Consider the following 18742-nt stretch of genomic DNA (forward strand, 5'->3'; position numbering starts at 1 on the left):
TTCCTTAACCGAAAGGACGTCCCATGTCGATTCGTTTCACTCGACGCACCGCCGGCACCGTCGCCGCCGCCACTATCGCGGCGATGAGCCTGGTTGCCTGCTCCGGCGGCGAAGACTCCGCCGGCTCCTCCTCCGGCGGTGCCGCCCCCGTCGAGGACGGCACCGAAGCCGGACGCGGCCCCATCACCTTCGCGATGGGTGCCAACGACACCGACAAGCTCGTCCCCATCATCGAAGCATGGAACGCCGAGCACCCCGACGAAGAAGTCACCCTGCGCGAACTGCCGGGCGAGGCCGATGCCCAGCGCGAAACCCTCGTGCAGTCCCTGCAGGCAGGCAACTCTGACTACGACGTCATGGCGCTCGACGTGGTCTGGACCGGCGAATTCGCCGCCAACCAGTACCTGGCACCGCTGGAGGGCGAACTGGCGGTAGACACCTCTGGCCTGCTCGACGCCACCGTCGAATCCGCCACCTACAACGACACCCTCTACGCCCTGCCGCAGAACACCAACGGCCAGCTGCTCTACCGCAACACCGAGTTCATCCCCGAAGAGCCCGCCAACTTCCAGGAACTCATCGACTCCTGCCAGGACCTGGACGAGGTCGGCTGCCTGACCACCCAGCTGTCCCAGTACGAGGGCCTGACCGTCAACACCGCAGGCTTCATGGAAGGCTGGGGCGGATCCATCCTGGGCGAAGACGGCCAAGAAGTCACCGTTGATTCCGATGGCTCCAAGGCTGGCCTGCAGGCGCTTGTCGACGCCTACTCCGACGGTGTGATCACCGAAGACTCCACCGCAGCCACCGAGGAAGAAACCAACCTCGCATTCGTCGAAGGCCGCACCGCCTACGCCATCAACTGGCCATACATGTACACCAACGCGGAAGGCGAAGCCTCCGAGGTAGCCGGCAACGTCGAGGTCTCCCCGCTGGTCGGCGAGGACGGCGTGGGCGCGTCCACCCTGGGTGGTTACAACAACGGCATCAACATCAACTCCGAGAACAAGGCCACCGCGCGCGACTTCATCGAGTTCATCATCAATGAGGACAACCAGATGAGCTTCGCCGAGGCCTCCTTCCCACCAGTGCTGGCGTCCATCTATGACGACGAGTCCCTCGTCGAAAAGTACCCGTACCTGCCTGCCCTGAAGACCTCCCTGGAAAACGCGGTGCCGCGCCCAGTCTCCCCGTTCTACACCGAGATCTCTAAGGCCATCCAGGACAACGCGTACGCGGCACTGACCGCCGGCAAGAGCGTCGACGACGCCACCGCCGACATGAAGGCTGCGATCGAAAACGCCGCCGGATAGCCGGTCTTTTCACCCCAATGCTCACCAAAACTCAAAGCACCAAACGCGCAGCGCTGCTCCTGGCGCCCGCGCTTTTGGTGCTTGCTGTCGTTATTGGCTACCCAGTCCTGCGCGCCATCTTCCTGTCCTTCCAGGCCGACAGGCACCTAGACCCCGACACCGGCCTCTTCGTTGAGGGCGGCTTCGCCGGCTTCGACCACTACCTGTACTGGCTGACGCAACGCTGCATGACACCCAGCGGCGAGGCCGGAGTCTGCCCGCCCGGCACCCTGGCGACGGACTTCTGGCCGGCGGTGCGCAACACGATCTTCTTCACCGTCACCACCGTCGGGCTGGAAACCGTGCTGGGGATGATCATGGCGCTGATCATGGCCGGCGACTATAAAGGCCGCGGGCTGGTCCGCGCCGCTGTCCTGATCCCCTGGGCCATCCCCACCGCCGTGACCGCCAAGCTGTGGCAATTCATGTTCGCCCCGCAAGGCGTGGTCAACTCAGTGCTTGGCACCAACATCATGTGGACCACCGACCCCTGGGCCGCCCGCTTCGCCGTGATCATCGCCGACGTGTGGAAAACAGCCCCCTTCATGGCGCTGCTCATCCTGGCCGGGCTGCAGATGATCCCGAAAGAAACCTACGAAGCAGCGCGCGTGGACAACGCCACCCGCTGGCAACAGTTCTGGCTGATCACCCTGCCGCTGGTACGCCCCGCGCTGATGGTGGCGGTGCTCTTCCGCACGCTCGACGCGCTGCGCATGTATGACCTGCCGGTCATCATGATCAGCGCCTCCGCCAACTCCCCCACCGCCGTGGTCAGCCAGCTGGTGGTCCAAGACATGCGCCAAGGCAACTTCAACTCCGCCTCCGCCATGTCCACACTGATCTTCCTCTTCGTCTTCGCCGTCGCGTTTATCCTGATCCGGTTCCTCGGCGCGGACGTCTCCGGGAAGGGGCAGGAGCGCAAGGACGCGCGCGAGGCCCGTCGTCGACAAGCACGGCAGGCCCGGCAGGAAAAGGAGGCCACGGCATGAACGCCAAGCGCAGAGCCGCCATCTTGCACTACATAGGTGTGGCTTTCATCCTGGTGTGGGGGCTGGCACCGTTTTATTGGATGCTGGTTGTCGCGTTGCGCGATTCCGCCTTCACGTTTGACACGACCCCGTGGCCAACGCACGTCACGCTGGATAATTTCCGCGACGCACTTGCCACGGACAAGGGCAATAATTTCGGACGCGCGATCGTGAACTCACTGATCATCTCGGTGGCGACCACGCTGGTAGCGGTGATCGTCGGCGTCGGCGCGGGCTACGCCCTGGCGCGGCTGAACTTCCCGGGCAAGTCGCTGATCACCGGCATCGTGCTGGCGGCGTCAATGTTCCCGGGCATCGCCTTGGTCACTCCCCTGTTCCAGCTGTTTTCCAACATCGGGTGGATTGGCACCTACCAGGCGATGATCGTGCCGAATATTTCCTTTGCGCTGCCGCTGACGATCTACACGCTGATCTCCTTCTTCCGGCAACTTCCGTGGGAGATGGAGGAGGCGGCGCGTGTCGACGGCGCCTCCCGGGCCCAGGCGTTTCGCATGGTCATGCTTCCCCTTGCGGCGCCGGCACTGTTTACCACCGCGATCTTGGCGTTCATCGCCGCCTGGAATGAGTACATGTTGGCGCAGCAGCTGTCGACGGTGGCCACCGAACCCGTCACCGTGGCCATCGCGCGTTTCGCCGGGCCGAGCGCTTTCGAGTACCCATACGCCGCCACCATGGCCGCCGGCGCGCTTGTGACGGTGCCGCTGATCCTGATGGTGCTGGCCTTCCAGCGCCGCATCGTCTCGGGGCTCACCGCCGGTGGTGTCAAGGGTTAGTCAGGGCTAGTCAATGGCCATGCGGATCCACACCGGCTCCGGCACCAGCCGCACCCCAAACGCCTCTTCCACACCGGCCCGGACCTCGCGCGCGAGCGCCTTCACATCCTCAGCACGCGCCTGGCCGCGGTTGGTGATGGCCAGCGTGTGCTTCGTCGATAAGCGAACCGGCGCCCCCTCACCCGGGAAGCCACGCTGGAAGCCGGCGCGTTCGATGAGCCACGCCGCCGACAGCTTCTCGCGCCCATCCGGCTGCGGGAAGCGCGGCATATTCTCCTCGCCGACCTTCGCGTCGATCTCATCCGCAAGGCGCGTATCGACGACAGGGTTGGTGAAAAAGGAACCCGCACTCCACGTGTCGTGGTCAGAAGCATCCAGCACCATGCCCTTGCGGTGACGCTGCTCCAACACCGACTCGCGCGCCGCCGTCACCGACACGCGGCGGTTGTCCATGTGGCGCAGCGGAATGGAAATGCCGGTGGGGTCCAGCTTCAGCTCCACCTCCAGCACCACCGCACGGGCCGTGAACTTCAGATTGGAATAGCGGTACGCCAAATCCAGGTCCTGCGGCTCCACCCACTCCGTGGTGCGGGTCTTACGGTTATACAGTTTCACCCGCTGCAGCACATCGGCGATCTCCGCGCCGTACGCGCCCACGTTCTGCACCGGCACCGCCCCCACCGAACCGGGGATCCCGCTTAAGACTTCGATGCCGGCCAGCTTGTGCTCCACCGTGGCCGCCACCACGTCGTCCCACACCGCTCCTGCCTCGGCGTTAACGGTGCCGTCCGGGTGAATCGTCACGTTGTCGTTGGCCGCGACCACCGCCACAAGATCGAGTTCTCCGTCCGCGACCACAAGGTTGGAGCCACCGCCGACGACCAGCAGATCCACGCCGTTGTCGTCGAGAAGCTGCACCGCCGAAGCCAAGGCCTCGCTTGACTGCGCGCGCACCGCCGCAACCGGGCTACCACCCACGCGCAAGGTAGTGACCTGCGAGAAGGTGAAATCCTCGAGAGGCGTAATGCCGTCGATCGCGGTCAATGTGACAAAAATATCGCCCTGGATGCGGGCCTTAGATGAATCAGACACGCCTCTAACGGTAGTCTGTCTGCTATGGCAAACCGTAGCGAAAACACCGTAACCATCAACCACCCTGCGCAGAAAGTGCATGAAGCGTACACCAACGCTGAGTACTGGGCGTACATCGCCGAGAACCTGTCGCCGGAACCAGGCGAGCTCAACGACTTTAGCGATAACACCGCCACCCTCTTCGAAATCCTGCCGCTAGAGTTCCTGCCGGAGGCTGTGCGCGCAATGGTGTCGCAGTCGCTGAAGCTCAAGCGCGTGGTCACCGTCGGCGAGCTCAACGGCGACACCGCCGAGCTGTCTTTCACCGGCGACGTCAAGGGTACCCCGGTGGACATGAAGGGCGACATCCGCCTGAGCGCCAACGGCGAGGACTCCACCACCTTGGCCTACGAGAACGAAGTCACCGTGGACATCCCATTCATGGGCCCAGCTATTGAGCCGAAGGTGGGCGAAGCGCTGGCTGAGATCTTCACCAACGAAGGCAAGCTCACCGAGACCTGGATCTCCGAAAACCTCTAAATCCTGGACTGTGTCCCGGAGTTTTCATGGCCGACCATGCTCATAACTTGCGCGCGCCCACAGGCGCAGGGGCGAGCCGTGGTCGGCCGTTTGGCGTGATCACCCGCGGCACAACCGGATTCAACCGCCTACGCCGCTCTGACCGGTGGGCGTTTTACCACCCGCGCATCTCTTCGCTAATCCGCAGCAGGCCTGCGCCCCTGGCGGTCGATGTGGGGTACGGAGCAAGCTTTACGACGACCGTCGAGTGGTCTCGCTGGCTGCGCCGCCTCAACCCCAACGTGGATGTGGTGGGGCTGGAAATCGATCCCGAACGTGTCCTGCCGCCCCGCGATGGGGTCCGTTTTGAGTTGGGTGGCTTCGAACTCGCCGGCTACCGCCCGGACTATGTTCGCGCGTTTAATGTGCTGCGCCAGTATGACGTGGACCAGGTGGACATGATGTGGCACGAGGTGTGCTCACGTCTGGCGCCTGGCGGGCTGTTTCTTGAGGGCACGTGCGATGAGATCGGCAGGCGGGCTGCGTGGGTGCTTCTCGACGAGGGCGGGCCGCTCACCTTGACGCTGGCCTGGGACCCGTTCGACGTCGAGCGCCCCAGTGATGTGGCCGAACGCCTGCCGAAGAAGCTGATCCACCTCAACCGGCCTAGTGAGAAAATTCATGACCTGTTGCAGGCCGCCGACGCGGCCTGGGACCGTGCCGCTAGCTGGGAACCTTACGGCCCGCGGATCAGGTGGCGGCAGGCGCGGGAGTTGTTGATCGCTGAAGGCATGCAACTTCACCCGCAGCGCCGACCGATTCGCGATAATATTTTGACTGTGGATTGGGCTCTCGTGGCCCCTGATACGCTTTAGAACTCCGTGACCACCGCTTGTGGCGCGCAAAGCGCCTGTTGGAGATGAACTAACTGATGAGCAAATCGACTGCGTCGACCGTATGGAAGGTGATCCTGGCCATTTTGGTCGGCATCCTTGTCCTCGTCCTTGTCGTCGAAATTGGGCTGCGCTGGTTCATTTCCCACCAGATGCGTTCCCAGTTCGCGGAGGCCACGCCTGACACCGTGGCGGTAGAGGAAGAGCCGTCGGTCTCTTTCGGCGCGTACCCCCTTGTGGCTAGCCTGGTGGCCGGCACCATCCCCTCCATGGAGGTGACGACGCCGTCCACCCTGCAGCTGGACTCTGAGCCAATCACGGGCGCGCCAGCCGCCCATATTGCGATCGAGGACCTATCCATGTCCAACGATCCCGTCGCGGAGTCACTATTGGTCACCACGGAGCTTCCCGACGATTATGTCGAGGAAATCCTGCGTCGGGAACTGAATAAGGCGCTTGAATCGGGTGAGGCGGGCTCAGAGATGACGGGCTTTTTGACCGATCTGATCTCCATCAGCGAGGTGACCGCGAACCCCAACGACAACACCTTCGACATTGTCTTCACCGAGGGCATCGTGTCACTTGAGCTGCGCCCCGTGATGGTCAATGAGCAGCTGACCTTTGAGGCCGCTTCTGTCTCACTGTTCTCCTTCGACCTGCCGCCGCAGGTCACCGAATTTGTTACCCGCCTGCTGGCCGAAGGTTTCCAGCAAGAAGTGACCACGGCGCTGACGATTCAGGAATTTACCGTCATCCCCGACGGTTTCCGCATCACCGCCACCGGCCAGAACGTTAACCTCAACGAGCTGGCAAACGCTGATCCTGATTCAGCGTCCGATCAGGCCTAGCGGGAAAGACCCGCGCTGCGCCGCGGGATAACCAATCGATCACCGCGTCGATATTGCCGATCTCCCCGAACACAGCCACCTCCGCCTGGACCTCGGGCACTGCCCCGCCCGCTGCGTCCACCGCAACCACCTCGGCCCCTGCCTTGTCGGCGAGCGCTGCCACATAGGGATCCGGCGCGATCACCCCGAACCGCACCCCCTCCCCAACGGCTTGGCCCACCGCAATCATGTCTGACAGCAACGCCGACTCATCTGGCTGCTCATCTTCCGCGCCAACCGGCACAGCAAGCCACACCTCTGTCGCCCCCATTTCGCCGGCCAAACGGGCCTCAGCCGCCTTCACCAGGCTCTGGTGTCGCCCGGTGGGCCACCCCACCAACGCGATCACAGCAGCAGCCCCAGAATCAGACGAGCGATCGTCGATAAGCGACATCGCGGAAGGCACGTCCAAAGGCTCCACGACCACCCCGGCCGGGAACGCGGAAAGGCCCGCCACCGAACGTCCGGCGCCAAAGGTGCCGACCCGGGTGGCGAGCCACTCACGATCTGATATAACGCTAATAGCCGAAATCACCACGCAAGATTCGCTGGATCTGCGGGCGCACATCGAAGTAGTAAACACCCGTGGCAATCGCGCCGATCCAGGCCAGCAGTGGCAGTTTCAGCAAACACACAAACGCGCTACCTGCCAGGATCAGGATCCACATCGGCTTCGGCTGGCGGTTCGCAGCGTCAAAAGCATCAGGGCGGGTGTTGGCCACCATGACCGCTCCGACCACTGCCGCGATCCCCACCAAGACGAACAGCAGGAACTCCAGCAGAACCGGCAGGCTAGTCAAGATAGTGACTGCATCGAGAGGTGGAAGCATTTAGTTGAAATCATCCTTCGGGCTAGCGGTCTGGTCGTCCGTGTCGACGACCTCGCCGTCAATAATATCCGCACTATCCGAGCTGTCTGCTTTCTGATCATTATCCTGATCATTGCCGTTGCTGAATCCCTCAGACACGCGCCCGATCAGGCCCTCCATGCGGTTGCGCATCTCAGCGATCACGCCCTCGCTCTCTGCCTTCGTCGCGTCATCGCCTGCACTGTTTGCACGCTCACGCACCTGGCCCACGGCCTGATCGAAGGTGGCGCGGACTTGAGCGATGGCATCGTCGAAGGCGCTGCGGGCTTCATCGGCACGGTTCGACTCCTTCGCGCCCTGCGCCGCGCGCGACACCGAACCGGCCAGGTCGCGGAAGATGTGCTCCGCATCGCCTGCAAAAGACGCCGATGCCTGCTTGTATTCATCCGCATTCGACGCCTGACCAAACGCCTCACGCGCCCGGCTGACAGCGTGCTTCACTTGTTCGAGGACCGTGTCATCGTCATCGAGCGGCGAGGCGGCCGCGTGTGCGCCCGCTGGCGTATCCGCCTCGCGGTCAGCCTTAAAACGGCGGGTGAAGTCGCCCACTATGTCGCCCAAGCTCGAGCCCGCCGCGACGAGCGCCTCGCCGGCACCCTTCAGCGATTCGCCAAGAGATTCATTGTTGGGGTTCGTGTTCTGATCAGTCATGAGTCTTGTCTTTCTATTGTGGTTTGGATTGCAGATTAAACGCCGAAGAGCAGCTGATTAACAGTGTAAATAACTAAACCAGCCAGCGCACCGACCACTGTGCCATTCACGCGGATATATTGCAGGTCCTTGCCCACCATCAGTTCGATCTTTTCGCTGGCCTCGTGGGCATCCCAGCGCTTAATAGTCTCGGAGATGATGGCCGTGACTTCGCCAGCATAATTGGTGGCCAAGAAGCTCACGATGGACTCGAGGCGGTCGTCTAACGTGGCGCGCAGCTCACGGTCCGTCGATACGCGCTCGCCCCAATGCATGAACAGCTCGGTCGCCCGGCGGCGCAGGGTGGAATTTTCATCGCCGGCGGCCTCGATCAGGGAGGCGGACATGCTTGCCCACAGCTCGCTGGCGGCGCTCTGGACCGCGTCCGAACCCATCACATCGGCCTTTAGCCGCTCCACCTTCGTGATCATCTCACCGTCGAACTGGAGGTCCTGCGCCAGGTTGTTCAGCTGGGTACGCAGCGCCTGGCGCGCCTTGTGGTTAGGTTGCGTATCGACGTCCGCCATGAACTTCACCAGCTGGTTATACACCGTGTTGCCGGCGATCTTGCGGGTGAATTCGGGAGCCCAGGCCGGCATGCGCTCGTCGACAAGCACAATGATCGCGTCCTCCATGCCGTCGAGTTTCTCGCGCGCCCAGGTGATCGTCGCGTCAATCATCGGCTCGGTCTTGCCGTCTGCGATCAGCCCCTCCAGCGCGCGTCCGGCCACCGGCCCCCACGTCGGCTCCGCGATGCGCGCGATGACCTGCGAGTTGATCAAATCCTCGGCATCTTTCGGATCCATGGCGCGCAGCGCGTTGACGGTCAACCGGCCAGCTTCGCGCGACACCTTCTCCGCGTTCTCCGGCTGCGCCAGCCACTCGCCGGCCCGCTGCGGAATATTCGCCTGCGAGACCTTCTCGGTAATCAGCTGCGCGTTGAGGAAGTTCTCGCCCACGAAGCTGGACAGCGCGTCGCCCAACTGGTCCTTCTTATTCGGGATCAATGCCGTGTGCGGGATCGGGATCCGCATCGGGTGCCGGAACAGGGCCGTCACCGCAAACCAGTCCGCGATACCGCCGACCATCCCGGCCTCCGCCGCCGCGCGCACATAGCCCACCCAACCAGGCGCGTCTCCCGCGGACTGCCACCAGGAGCACGCGAGGAAGATCACTGCGGCAAGCACTAGCAGTCCCGTTGCGAACGCTTGGTGTTTACGCAGTGCTTGACGACGAGCGGCCTCTGCCTCCATGCTCATCCCCGGCATGGAGGCCTGCGAGGATGCTTCAGCAACTGGCGAATGTTTACCCATAATAGAAGTCATTCTTTCGGATGGATCGGTCAATAGCGGAAGGGATCAGAAGAACGTGAGTGCGTAATCAAAGAGCACCCAGGCCGTCAGCAGGGTGATCAAACCGCTAACAACAATGATGAGTTTATTTCCGCGCATGGAAGCCATCCTAGACACGAAGAATCCCCCGAGGCATGCAGCCGGTCGGGGGATTCGTCGAAAAGCAAACTAGTTCTTACGCCCAGTCTCTTTCCGGTATTGGCGGTAGTAACGGCGGCCGTAACGTACGGCGCCGAAGCCAACGACGTAGAAGACCACAGTGAGGATCGCGCCGATGATCATGAGCGGCTGGCTGTAGTCATCAGAAGAGCCCGTGCCCCAAATACCAGTGGCGATGCCGTAAATCAGGATGCCCGTCGCAGCGATGCCGGACATGATCATCCCCATCCCCAGCCACGTGGAGGTGCGAACAAGGGAAGAATGGGGTGCAGCAAGTGACACTGGGTCATAACCCTCAATGTAGGTGTCCTGTAGCTTGCCACCGGAGTACTCTGGGAAGGACTCAGCCTTAATGTCTGACACTGAGTTCGTAGCGCTCATTGCCTAGGTCTCTCTTTCATGATCATCGTGGCCCGCGGTGAGGCCACCTCAATTAACTGCGGTTAATCTTAGTCGTCCGAGCCGCGGAATGCTGCACGCGCACGTTCCTTGTTGATCGCACCGACGGCCTCCAGAGGGATGCCGGCCGGGCACACATCGGCGCACTCACCGTAGAGGGTGCAGTGGCCGAAGTTGGTCTCCAGCTCGTCGATCATCTGGCGGGCACGCTTGCCGCGCTCCTGCTTGCCCAGCGGGGTGAGCTTCAGGTGGTTCAGCTTCGCGCCGGTGAACAGGTGCGCTGCACCGTTCGGGCAGGCTGCCACACATGCGCCACAGCCGATGCAGGCTGCGAAGTCCAAGGACCGCTCTGCGTCGTGGTGGTTCATGTGCAAGGTATCTGCGTCCGGCGCGGTGCCGGCGTGGATGGAGACGTAGCCGCCCTGCTCCATGACGCGGTCCAGTGCGGATCGGTCGACTGTCAGGTCGCGGATCACAGGGAACGCGCCGGAGCGGAATGGCTCAATCTTCAGGGTGTCGCCGTCTTTGTACTGCACCAGGCGCTGCTGGCAAGCGGGGGTGTTCTTGCCGGAACCGTGCGGGCGACCGTTGACGGTCAGGCCACAGGTACCGCAGATGCCCTCGCGGCAGTCAGAGGCGAACGAGAATGGTTCGCGGCCCTCTTCGACGAATTTGTTGTTGACGTGATCGAGAAGTTCGAGGATAGACATCTGCTCGACAGCGTCGTCCACCTGAACGGTCTCGAATGCGCCTTCTGTTTCGGGTCCGGCTTGACGCCAGATCTCAAGTGTCAGTTTCATTACTTGTAGTTCCTGGTCATCAGCGGGATCGATTCAAAGTACAGCGGTTCTGCGTGGCGGACGAACTTGCCGTCGGCAGTTGGTTCCCATGCAGAGACGAAGCACCAGTTTTCGTCGTCACGCTCTGCCTCGCCGTCCTCGGAGAGGTGGTCGTCGCGGTAGTGCGCACCGCAGGACTCGTCGCGATCCAGTGCGTCGACACACATTAGCTCGCCCAGGTCGATGTAGTCAGCAACACGCTGTACATCCTGGACGGTCTGGTTCATGTAGTCGGTGCCACCTGGGACACGGACGTTGGTCCAGAAGTCTTCGCGCAGTTCGCGAATCTCCTTGATGCCTTGGCGCAGGCCTTCGACGTTACGGGACACACCGCAGTACTTGTACAGGATCTCACCGAGCTGGGTGTGGTAGTAGTCCGGACCGTGTGGGTTCGGACCCTCGATCGTCGTCAGCTTCTCCAGGCGTGCGTGGGAGCGCTCAACGGCTTCCTGCGCCTCTGGGGACTCTACCGGCAGCACAGGCTTGTTCAGGTGATTCGCCAGGTAGTTCGGCACGGTGAACGGCAGGGTGAACCAGCCGTCGACGGATGCGGACAGCAGGGAGTTAGCACCCAGGCGGTTCGCACCGTGGTAGGTCCAGGAGCACTCACCGGCGGCGAACAGGCCGTCGATGGAGGTCATCTCGTTGAAATCCGTCCACAGGCCACCCATGGTGAAGTGGCAGGTCGGTGCAATGCGCATCGGGGTCGTGTACGGGTTCTCGCCGATGGCGTCCTCGTACATGGTGAACAGGTTGGAGTAGCGCTCGCGGATCGTGTCCTCGCCGAGGCGCTCGATCGCGTCACGGAAGTCCAGGTACGCGGAGTTCTGCAGCGGGCCCACTGCGTAGCCGGCGTTGATCTGCTGGGAGATCGCGCGCGATGCCACGTCACGTGGAACCAGGTTGCCGAACGCCGGGTAGCGGCGCTCCAGGAAGTAGTCGCGCTCTTCCTCCGGAATGGTGTTCGGGTCGCGGTCGTCGCCCTTTTCCTTCGGGGTCCAGATGCGGCCGTCGTTACGCAGCGACTCGGACATCAGGATCGTCTTGGACTGCCAGGACGCGTTGACCGGCAGGCCGGTCGGGTGGAACTGGATGAAGGACGGCGAGGCGAAGTACGCACCCTGCTCATAGGCACGCATGATCGCCGAGGCGTTGGAGTTAATCGCCAGGGTGGACATGTGGTACACGTTGCCGTAGCCGCCAGTCGCCAGGATCACAGCGTGCGCGGTGTGCGCGGTGATGGATCCGTCGATCAGGTTGCGGGTGACAATGCCCTGGCAACGCTTCTCTTCGCCGGTGCCGGTCACGATCAGATCGACCAGGTCATTGTGGGTGAAAATCTCCACGTTGCCCAGGTGGATCTGACGCTGCAGTGCCGAAGCGGTGGACAGCTGCAGCTGCTGCCCCGTTTGGCCACGGGTGTAGTAGGTACGGGAGACCTGGACACCACCGAAGGAACGGGTGGCTAGGGTGCCGCCGTACTCGCGGGCGAAAGGCGCACCGATGGCGTTCATGTGGTCGATCACGCGAACGGACTCGACGGCCAAGCGCCAGCAGTCGGACTCGCGGCCACGGTAGTCGCCGCCCTTGACGGTGTCCTTGACGTGGCGGTATGCGCCGTCGTTGTCCACCTTCTTGCCGCGGGCGGAGTTGACGCCACCCTGTGCAGCAATGGAGTGCGCGCGACGTGGCGCGTCGTGGTAGGTGTAGGCCTTCACCTTGTAGCCGAGCTCGCCGAGGGCTGCGGCCGCGGCGCCACCGGACAGGCCGGTACCGACGACGATGACCTCGAACTTGCGACGGTTCAGCGGAGAGACCAGCTCCATGTGGTCCTTCTGGTACTCCCACATGTCCTTGGTGGGCACGCCCTTGGGCTCGTTGCTCTCAAGGATCTTGCCCGGGGTGACGTCCTCAAAGGCGGACGCCGGCTGCGTGAATTCAGCACGCTCAGTGTTTTGTGCGGTAGTCATTGTGGGCTTCCTCCTACGAGAGCAGTCCGAATGTGATGGACAACGGCATGATGATGTTGGCAATGACAACGATTGCTGGCAGCCAGTACGCCAGGATCACCATGATCGCGTGGCCACGCTCGCCCAACCAGCCCAGGTCGCTCACGGCCAGGTAAATGCCGTGGGTGAGGTGGAGGAAGAGTGCGAGGTTCGCGATGACATAAACCAGGGTGACCCACCAGCGCTCAGGCGCGAAGGTGGCCAGCATGTTGTTGTGCACAGCGCCGTGGACGAACTGGTCCGATGCGACGCCCACACCAATGGTCAGGTCCAGCAGGTGGAAGATGATGAACAGCAGCAGGATCACGCCGGTGATCAGCATGTAGCGCGCCGCCTGGGACTGCAGTCCACCCATCAGGTTGGTGCGCTTGAACTTGCCGCGGGAGCGCGTGGAGCGCCCGTGCAGCGCAAACGCGCCGTAGACGTGCAGGAGAACCGCAACGAGCAGGACGATGCGGATGATCCACAGCAGGCTTTCACGTGGGAAGAGTGGCTCACCCATGCTGCGCAGGAACTCGCCGTACGCGTCGAGCGCCGGCACGCCGTTCTCTGCAGGCAGGAAGAGCTTCAAGTTACCGACCATGTGGCCGAGGACGAAGAGCGCGAAGATCAGGCCGGTAATGGCCATCGTCAGCTTGATTGCCCAGGTTGGGAACCCTGGCCGCTCGCGCAGCGGCTTTTCAGTAATTTTACCGTGACGAATTGCGTCACGGTCTGCGTTTTGTACAGTCATGGCACCTCCAGTGTCGATATCACTCTACGGGGTTCAGGCGTGGACTTCCCACTTATCGCCCTCGCCATCCCACCATCTTTCCAGTCTTCCCATAGGCGGAGGGTTTTCGTCGGCACGCGCTTCCCGACGAAGGCCCCTTCACAAACGATTCTTCACAAGTTTGTGAAGAAATACTGCTGGTTGTAGCGCTTCCTGCAACGTTTCGGCGCGACAAGCCCCCTTGCACCCCACGCGCCACATTAACCCCGACTTAGCAAAACGTACGTACTGTGATTTTCCCCACCCGCGACAGTTGCGAATTGACACTCTCACAAGAATCACCCCTTAAGGTGTCATACTTTCGGTCCAAACCACAAGGCCCGCACCGCATTTGCCCCTCAAGTTCCTGCACAGTTAACTAACTTTGCACCCACCCCCACACACTTCTTCACAATTTTTGGTTGAATATTGCCCATGACAAAGACGTACGTCGGCTCCCGCCTGCGCCAGCTCCGCCGCGAACGGAACTTGAGCCAAGCCGCGCTCGCCGCTGCCCTCGATCTGTCCGCCAGCTACGTCAACCAGATCGAACACGACGTACGCCCCCTGACCGTCCCCGTCCTCCTGCGCATCACCGAAGCCTTCGGCGTGGACGCCACCTTCTTCTCGCGTGACGACGATTCCCGCCTGCTCGCCGAACTCCAAGACATCATCGGCGACCAAGAAATCGCCACCACGGACATCGAAGTCCAAGAACTCTCCGAATTGGTCTACAACCACCCCACCATCGCGCGCACCCTCGTCGACATGCACCGCCGCTACCGCAACGTGCGCGACAAACTCACCATGGCCACCGACGCCCGCACCACCTCCGGCCAGGCCATCTCCATGCCGCACGACGAAGTCCGCGACTTCTTCTACGCCAACCACAACTACTTCGACGCCCTCGACAATGCCGCCGAAACACTGTCCACCGAGTTGGACGTACACCAGTTCACGATCCGCGACACCGAACACGCAATCCGCGCACGCCTCGTCGATAAGCACAACATCGAAGTCGAATCGACCTTAAGCACCGACGGCACCCTGCACACCTTCGACGCCGAACGCGGCGTCATCGAACTATCCACCCTGCTGTCCACCGGCCAGCGCGCCTTCCGCATGGCCACCGAGCTCGCCCACCTCGAAGCACGGACGCTTATCGACGAAGCCATCGTCGGCGAACCCTTCACCAGCGAAGCCTCCGTCAACCTTGCCCGGCGCGGACTGGCCTCCTACTACGCCGCCGCGGTGATCCTGCCCTACAAGCTGATCCACTCTGAGGCGGAGCAAGCGGGCTATGACGTGGAATACCTCTCCAATATTTTCGGGGTGGGGTACGAAACCGCCGCCAGCCGGCTGTCCACCCTGCAAAGGCCGAACCTGCGCGGCGTGCCCTTCACGTTCGTGCGCGTGGACCGGGCCGGCAACATGTCCAAGCGCCAGTCCGCAACCGGCTTCCACTTTTCCACCTCCGGGGGTACCTGCCCGCTGTGGGGGCTGTACGCTAGCTTCAACACCCCCGGTGAGATCGTGCGCCAGCATGCCCAGATGCCGGACGGGCGCACCTACCTCTGGATCGCGCGCACCGTGCACCACCACCGGCGCAAATACCAGGACACCGACAAGCTTTTCGCCATCGGCCTGGGCTGTGAGACCCGGCATGCGGACCGAACTGTGTACGCCCACGGCCTGCCTCTCGACGATGTGGACCAGGCTGAGCCGATCGGTGCCGGCTGCCGCGTGTGCCCCCGGCAGAATTGTGCGCAGCGCGCCTTCCCTGCCGTTCACATGCCGCTGACGATCAACCCGCACACGACGTCTATCGCGCCCTACTAGTCGTCGTCCTTGCTCTCCTCGTCCTGGTCCTCTTGGTCGTCGAACTGGCCCCACTTTCGACGGCGCTCGTACTCCCGCTCGCTGTAGGTGGCGCCCACGATTTCGGCGGACTCGTCGAAGTTGGAGCCGATGGCACCAGCAAACGTGCCCAAGGACGCCGACAACCAGCCGATAGTGAAGTAGGAGAACCACCCAGTGGGTACGCTCACCGAACTTGCTAGGTAGTCGGTGGGGACGATGGCTGCGGTCAGTACGGTCATGACGGCGAAGACTAGAACGTACAGGATCGTGGCGGCCAAGGCGATCGTCGTAAAGGTGGCGATATTGTCCACGTTGCGACGCCACGGGCTGCGGTTCTGATCGGCGCGGACGAACAGGCGATTACGCAAGATGATCCACATGGTGAAACTGAAGATCGATAACAAGCCCACACCCACTGCACGTATGAATGACATCGAGTGCGCCAAATCCCAGATGGAGCCATAAAACACGCCGAAGCCGCCCGAAGCCGCCATCGCCGCCAAAGAGGACGTGAGCACCCGGGGCATCCGCCACGGCCGGTTACTGCGCGCAGTGCCCGCAATCAGCTGCACCGCCCGCCACGGAGTGTCCAACACCTGCGAACGCACGGTGCTGTCTTGGTCCTGCCCGCGCCCCGCCGTTCTGGGTTCGCTCGTGCCGAGGACTCCCCCGTTGCCATCGATCAGCGACGTCAATTCCTTCCGCAACCGCCTCCTCGCCCCAAACCAGCCAAAGGACGGAGCAGAAATCACCCAGCCATCACTATCGACAGCGCTTTGGGCCACCACCGGCCGATTAAAAGCAACTAGTGGCAGATCGGTGACATAAATCAACCTGTCCCAGCCATAGTCCCGCAAGATAGCCGGAACTGCTTCCGCTAACTCCAATTGGCCCTGGTGGTCCATGGGGATTTCCCCCAGTTTCACCTCGACGAGAGTGCTCCCCCGGCGTCCCGAGCCCACAAGTCGGTTCTCGTCGTCACGAAAAAACTCTGAATCCTCGGTGATGTCATTCAGGATGTCCATGACATCGAGGGAAGGCATCCCCCGGTCCGCAAACACACCGACTCTATAACTTTCCATTAATAAGCAATGCTAGCAGGCACGCGAAAGCCCAGCCCGGCTCGAAGAGTATGAGCCGGGCTGGGCTGGGGCTAGGCCCTCGTCGAAAAGCGAACTAGAAATTGATCATGTGGCCTTCGATGCCGTGCGCTGCTTCCTTCATCGCCTCAGACATCGTCGGGTGGATGTGCACGTTACGTGCGATCTCGCCCGCGGTCAGATCAAAGCGCTGCGCCAACGTCAGCTGCGGGGTCATGTCGGAGACGCCGTCGCCGACCATGTGGCCGCCGAGCAGCTCTCCGAACTCCGCGTCCGCCACCAGCTTGACGAAGCCCTCCGTCGCCGCAGCACCAACAGCCTTACCGTTCGCGGAGAACGGGAAGGTAGCGGTCTTGATCTCGCGGTCTGGGAACTTCTCCTTTGCAGCTTCCTCGGTGTAACCGAAGGACGCGACCTGCGGGTTGCAGAAAGTCGCGCGCGGCATCATCTGGTAGTCGCCCAGCGTCTGGGTCTCAGCGCCAGCAATCACCTCAGCAGCGACAACACCCTGTGCCTCAGCAACATGGGCCAGCTGCAGCTTCGCGGTGACATCGCCGATCGCGTAGATGCCCTCAACGTTGGTGCGCATGTAATCGTCGATAGCAATCGCGCCACGCTCGGTCAGCTCCACGCCAGTGTTCTCCAAGCCGTAGCCCTCGGTGCGCGGGCGGAAACCGACAGACACCAGCACGCGGTCCACGGTGATGGTCTCAGTCTTATCGGTGCCCTTCTTCTGATAATCCACCTCAACGGAATCGCCGTTGTCGCGCACCGCGGTCGTCGCATGGCCCGCCAGCACCTTCACACCAAGCTTCTTGTACACCTTGGCGATGGTCTTGGAAATCTCTGGATCCTCATTCGGCAGGACGCGGTCCATGAACTCGATCACCGTGACATCAACGCCATACGCGTTAAGCACGTACGCAAACTCCATGCCGATCGCGCCGCCGCCGACGATAACCATCTTCTCCGGAGCCTCAGGGTTCAGAATCTGCTCCTCGAAGGACACAACATTCTCCGAGAACTCCACGCCCTTCAGCGTGTTCACTACGGAACCGGTAGCAATGATGCAATCGTCGAAAGTAACCGTCTTGCCCTTGTCATCGCCCTCAGTGATCTCGATGCTCTTCGCATCCTTGAAAGAACCTAGGCCGTGAATCTCGGTGATCTTGTTCTTCTTCATCAGGTAGTGGATACCGCCGACGATCTTCTCCGAGACCTTACGGGAGCGCTTATGCGCATCCTCGTAATCGAATTCCACATCGCCCTTGATGCCGAAGGTCTTCTTCTCATGAGTGAAGATATTCGCCACCTCGGCGTTCTTGATCAGCGACTTAGATGGGATGCAGCCCACGTTCAGGCAGACACCGCCCCAGTACTGCTTCTCAATAACCGCTACCTTCTTGCCCAACTGAGCTGCGCGAATCGCGGCGACATACCCGCCAGGGCCCGCACCAAGTACAACAACGTCATAGTGTTCTTTAGCCATGCCCCCAAGAATACGCATGTGACTGCACTCTTGTGGCCGTTTTCACCCCTGTGGGGGCAGGTATCGTTCCACTACCACGGATCTATGAAACGGGATATAGCGCTGAGAGATACATTCCCCGTGCAACTTGAAGGACCCTTCACCCATGAAGATTATGCGCCCCATGCTGGCCGCCGCGGCCGCGATCGCGATTGCTGCTGGTACCGTCCCAGCCACCGCTCAAGAGACTGAACAGCCACTTGTAACCCCAGAGGCCGACGTCGAAAAGCCCGAGCCAGCGGCCCAGCCTGAACCCGCGGCCGAGGGCACCGCTACCATCAAGCCGCTGACTGTGGCTCCAAAGAATACGGCGACGGGAGAGGACCAGAAGTGGTTCAAGAAGGTCGGCAAGGAAGGGCTGGAAGCGTACAGCGTCTACTCGCCTTCGATGGAGCGCGAGATCCCGATCGCCGTTCGCCCGGCACTCGACGAAAACGGTGTGCGTATCGACGACGCGCCAACCCTCTACCTCCTCAACGGTGCAGGCGGCGCGGAACAGGACAACGACTGGCTGACCCTAGCCGGTGGGACGTTCTACGAAACGTTTAAGGACGAGCCTGTGAACGTCGTGATCCCGATGGAGGGCGCGTTCTCCTACTACGTCGACTGGCAGACCAACCCAGGCGAGCAGGGCTACAGAGA

The 18742-nt window shown here is 62.0% G+C and carries 18 protein-coding genes and 1 pseudogene; 8 read left to right on the plus strand and 11 right to left on the minus strand.

The window, feature by feature from the left end; genetic code table 11:
* Window positions 1-23: 23 nt before the first annotated feature.
* Genes ACHFGA_RS06075 through ACHFGA_RS06085 form a run of 3 tightly spaced genes read left to right on the plus strand, consistent with a single transcriptional unit; the run spans window position 24 to window position 3174 of the window.
* Window positions 24-1313, plus strand: coding sequence for an ABC transporter substrate-binding protein (locus ACHFGA_RS06075; RefSeq protein ID WP_394281521.1), 1290 nt, complete (start codon window positions 24-26; stop codon window positions 1311-1313).
* Window positions 1314-1330: 17 nt separating this feature from the next.
* Complete coding sequence (locus ACHFGA_RS06080) at window positions 1331-2341, plus strand: carbohydrate ABC transporter permease (protein WP_394281522.1); 1011 nt, start codon at window positions 1331-1333, stop codon at window positions 2339-2341.
* Window positions 2338-3174, plus strand: a complete 837-nt coding sequence (locus ACHFGA_RS06085; RefSeq protein WP_394281523.1) for a carbohydrate ABC transporter permease — start codon at window positions 2338-2340, stop codon at window positions 3172-3174. Before ACHFGA_RS06080 ends, ACHFGA_RS06085 begins: the two co-directional genes overlap by 4 nt.
* Window positions 3175-3180: 6 nt before the next feature.
* On the opposite strand, the gene ACHFGA_RS06090 is transcribed toward ACHFGA_RS06085, so the two are convergent.
* Window positions 3181-4266, minus strand: coding sequence for a UDP-N-acetylmuramate dehydrogenase (locus ACHFGA_RS06090; protein ID WP_394281524.1), 1086 nt, complete (start codon window positions 4264-4266; stop codon window positions 3181-3183).
* Between the two features lie 24 nt (window positions 4267-4290).
* On the opposite strand from ACHFGA_RS06090, the gene ACHFGA_RS06095 reads away from it, so the two are divergent.
* From ACHFGA_RS06095 to ACHFGA_RS06105, 3 genes are read left to right on the plus strand one after another with little or no spacing between them, the layout of a single operon-like run.
* Entirely contained in the window at window positions 4291-4785 is a 495-nt protein-coding gene (locus tag ACHFGA_RS06095; RefSeq protein ID WP_394281525.1) for a DUF2505 domain-containing protein, read from the plus strand.
* Between the two features lie 26 nt (window positions 4786-4811).
* Complete coding sequence (locus ACHFGA_RS06100) at window positions 4812-5639, plus strand: class I SAM-dependent methyltransferase (protein ID WP_394281526.1); 828 nt, start codon at window positions 4812-4814, stop codon at window positions 5637-5639.
* 56 nt (window positions 5640-5695) lie between these two features.
* The gene (locus ACHFGA_RS06105; RefSeq protein WP_394281527.1) at window positions 5696-6505 is read left to right on the plus strand and encodes a DUF2993 domain-containing protein; all 810 of its coding nucleotides are present in this window, start codon (window positions 5696-5698) and stop codon (window positions 6503-6505) included.
* Here the strand turns inward: ACHFGA_RS06105 and ACHFGA_RS06110 are convergent.
* The 8 genes from ACHFGA_RS06110 to ACHFGA_RS06145 all read right to left on the minus strand — a co-directional run bounded on the left by ACHFGA_RS06110 (window position 6456) and on the right by ACHFGA_RS06145 (window position 13594).
* Entirely contained in the window at window positions 6456-7082 is a 627-nt protein-coding gene (locus ACHFGA_RS06110; RefSeq protein ID WP_394281528.1) for a hypothetical protein, read from the minus strand. The genes ACHFGA_RS06105 and ACHFGA_RS06110 overlap by 50 nt on opposite strands.
* The gene (locus ACHFGA_RS06115) at window positions 7063-7374 is read right to left on the minus strand and encodes a DUF2516 family protein (RefSeq protein ID WP_394281529.1); all 312 of its coding nucleotides are present in this window, start codon (window positions 7372-7374) and stop codon (window positions 7063-7065) included. Before ACHFGA_RS06115 ends, ACHFGA_RS06110 begins: the two co-directional genes overlap by 20 nt.
* Window positions 7375-8064, minus strand: a complete 690-nt coding sequence (locus ACHFGA_RS06120) for a CGLAU_01105 family protein (protein ID WP_394281530.1) — start codon at window positions 8062-8064, stop codon at window positions 7375-7377.
* 35 nt (window positions 8065-8099) lie between these two features.
* On the minus strand, window positions 8100-9416 hold the full coding sequence (locus ACHFGA_RS06125; RefSeq protein ID WP_394281531.1) for a DUF445 domain-containing protein: 1317 nt from the start codon (window positions 9414-9416) through the stop codon (window positions 8100-8102).
* A gap of 207 nt (window positions 9417-9623) precedes the next feature.
* Window positions 9624-9995, minus strand: coding sequence for a hypothetical protein (locus tag ACHFGA_RS06130; protein ID WP_394281532.1), 372 nt, complete (start codon window positions 9993-9995; stop codon window positions 9624-9626).
* Window positions 9996-10063: 68 nt separating this feature from the next.
* Complete coding sequence (locus tag ACHFGA_RS06135; RefSeq protein WP_394281533.1) at window positions 10064-10813, minus strand: succinate dehydrogenase/fumarate reductase iron-sulfur subunit; 750 nt, start codon at window positions 10811-10813, stop codon at window positions 10064-10066.
* Window positions 10813-12822 (minus strand): fumarate reductase/succinate dehydrogenase flavoprotein subunit, encoded by a 2010-nt coding sequence (locus ACHFGA_RS06140; protein ID WP_394281534.1) that lies wholly within the window; start codon window positions 12820-12822, stop codon window positions 10813-10815. Before ACHFGA_RS06140 ends, ACHFGA_RS06135 begins: the two co-directional genes overlap by 1 nt.
* A gap of 13 nt (window positions 12823-12835) precedes the next feature.
* Window positions 12836-13594: a succinate dehydrogenase cytochrome b subunit gene (locus tag ACHFGA_RS06145; protein ID WP_394281535.1), complete on the minus strand. Its 759-nt coding sequence runs from the start codon at window positions 13592-13594 to the stop codon at window positions 12836-12838.
* Between the two features lie 453 nt (window positions 13595-14047).
* Between ACHFGA_RS06145 and ramB the strand changes: the two genes are divergently transcribed.
* Complete coding sequence (gene ramB / locus ACHFGA_RS06150) at window positions 14048-15451, plus strand: acetate metabolism transcriptional regulator RamB (protein ID WP_394281536.1); 1404 nt, start codon at window positions 14048-14050, stop codon at window positions 15449-15451.
* On the opposite strand, the gene ACHFGA_RS06155 is transcribed toward ramB, so the two are convergent.
* Entirely contained in the window at window positions 15448-16554 is a 1107-nt protein-coding gene (locus tag ACHFGA_RS06155; protein WP_394281537.1) for a hypothetical protein, read from the minus strand. The two genes, ramB and ACHFGA_RS06155, sit on opposite strands and share 4 nt — an antisense overlap.
* 94 nt (window positions 16555-16648) lie before the next feature.
* The gene (gene lpdA / locus ACHFGA_RS06160) at window positions 16649-18061 is read right to left on the minus strand and encodes a dihydrolipoyl dehydrogenase (RefSeq protein WP_394281538.1); all 1413 of its coding nucleotides are present in this window, start codon (window positions 18059-18061) and stop codon (window positions 16649-16651) included.
* Window positions 18062-18206: 145 nt separating this feature from the next.
* On the opposite strand from lpdA, the pseudogene ACHFGA_RS06165 reads away from it, so the two are divergent.
* Window positions 18207-18742, plus strand: a pseudogene (locus ACHFGA_RS06165) (esterase family protein); the annotation flags it as partial.

Source organism: Corynebacterium sp. (assembly GCF_043426755.1).
In the GTDB taxonomy this organism is placed as follows: domain Bacteria; phylum Actinomycetota; class Actinomycetes; order Mycobacteriales; family Mycobacteriaceae; genus Corynebacterium.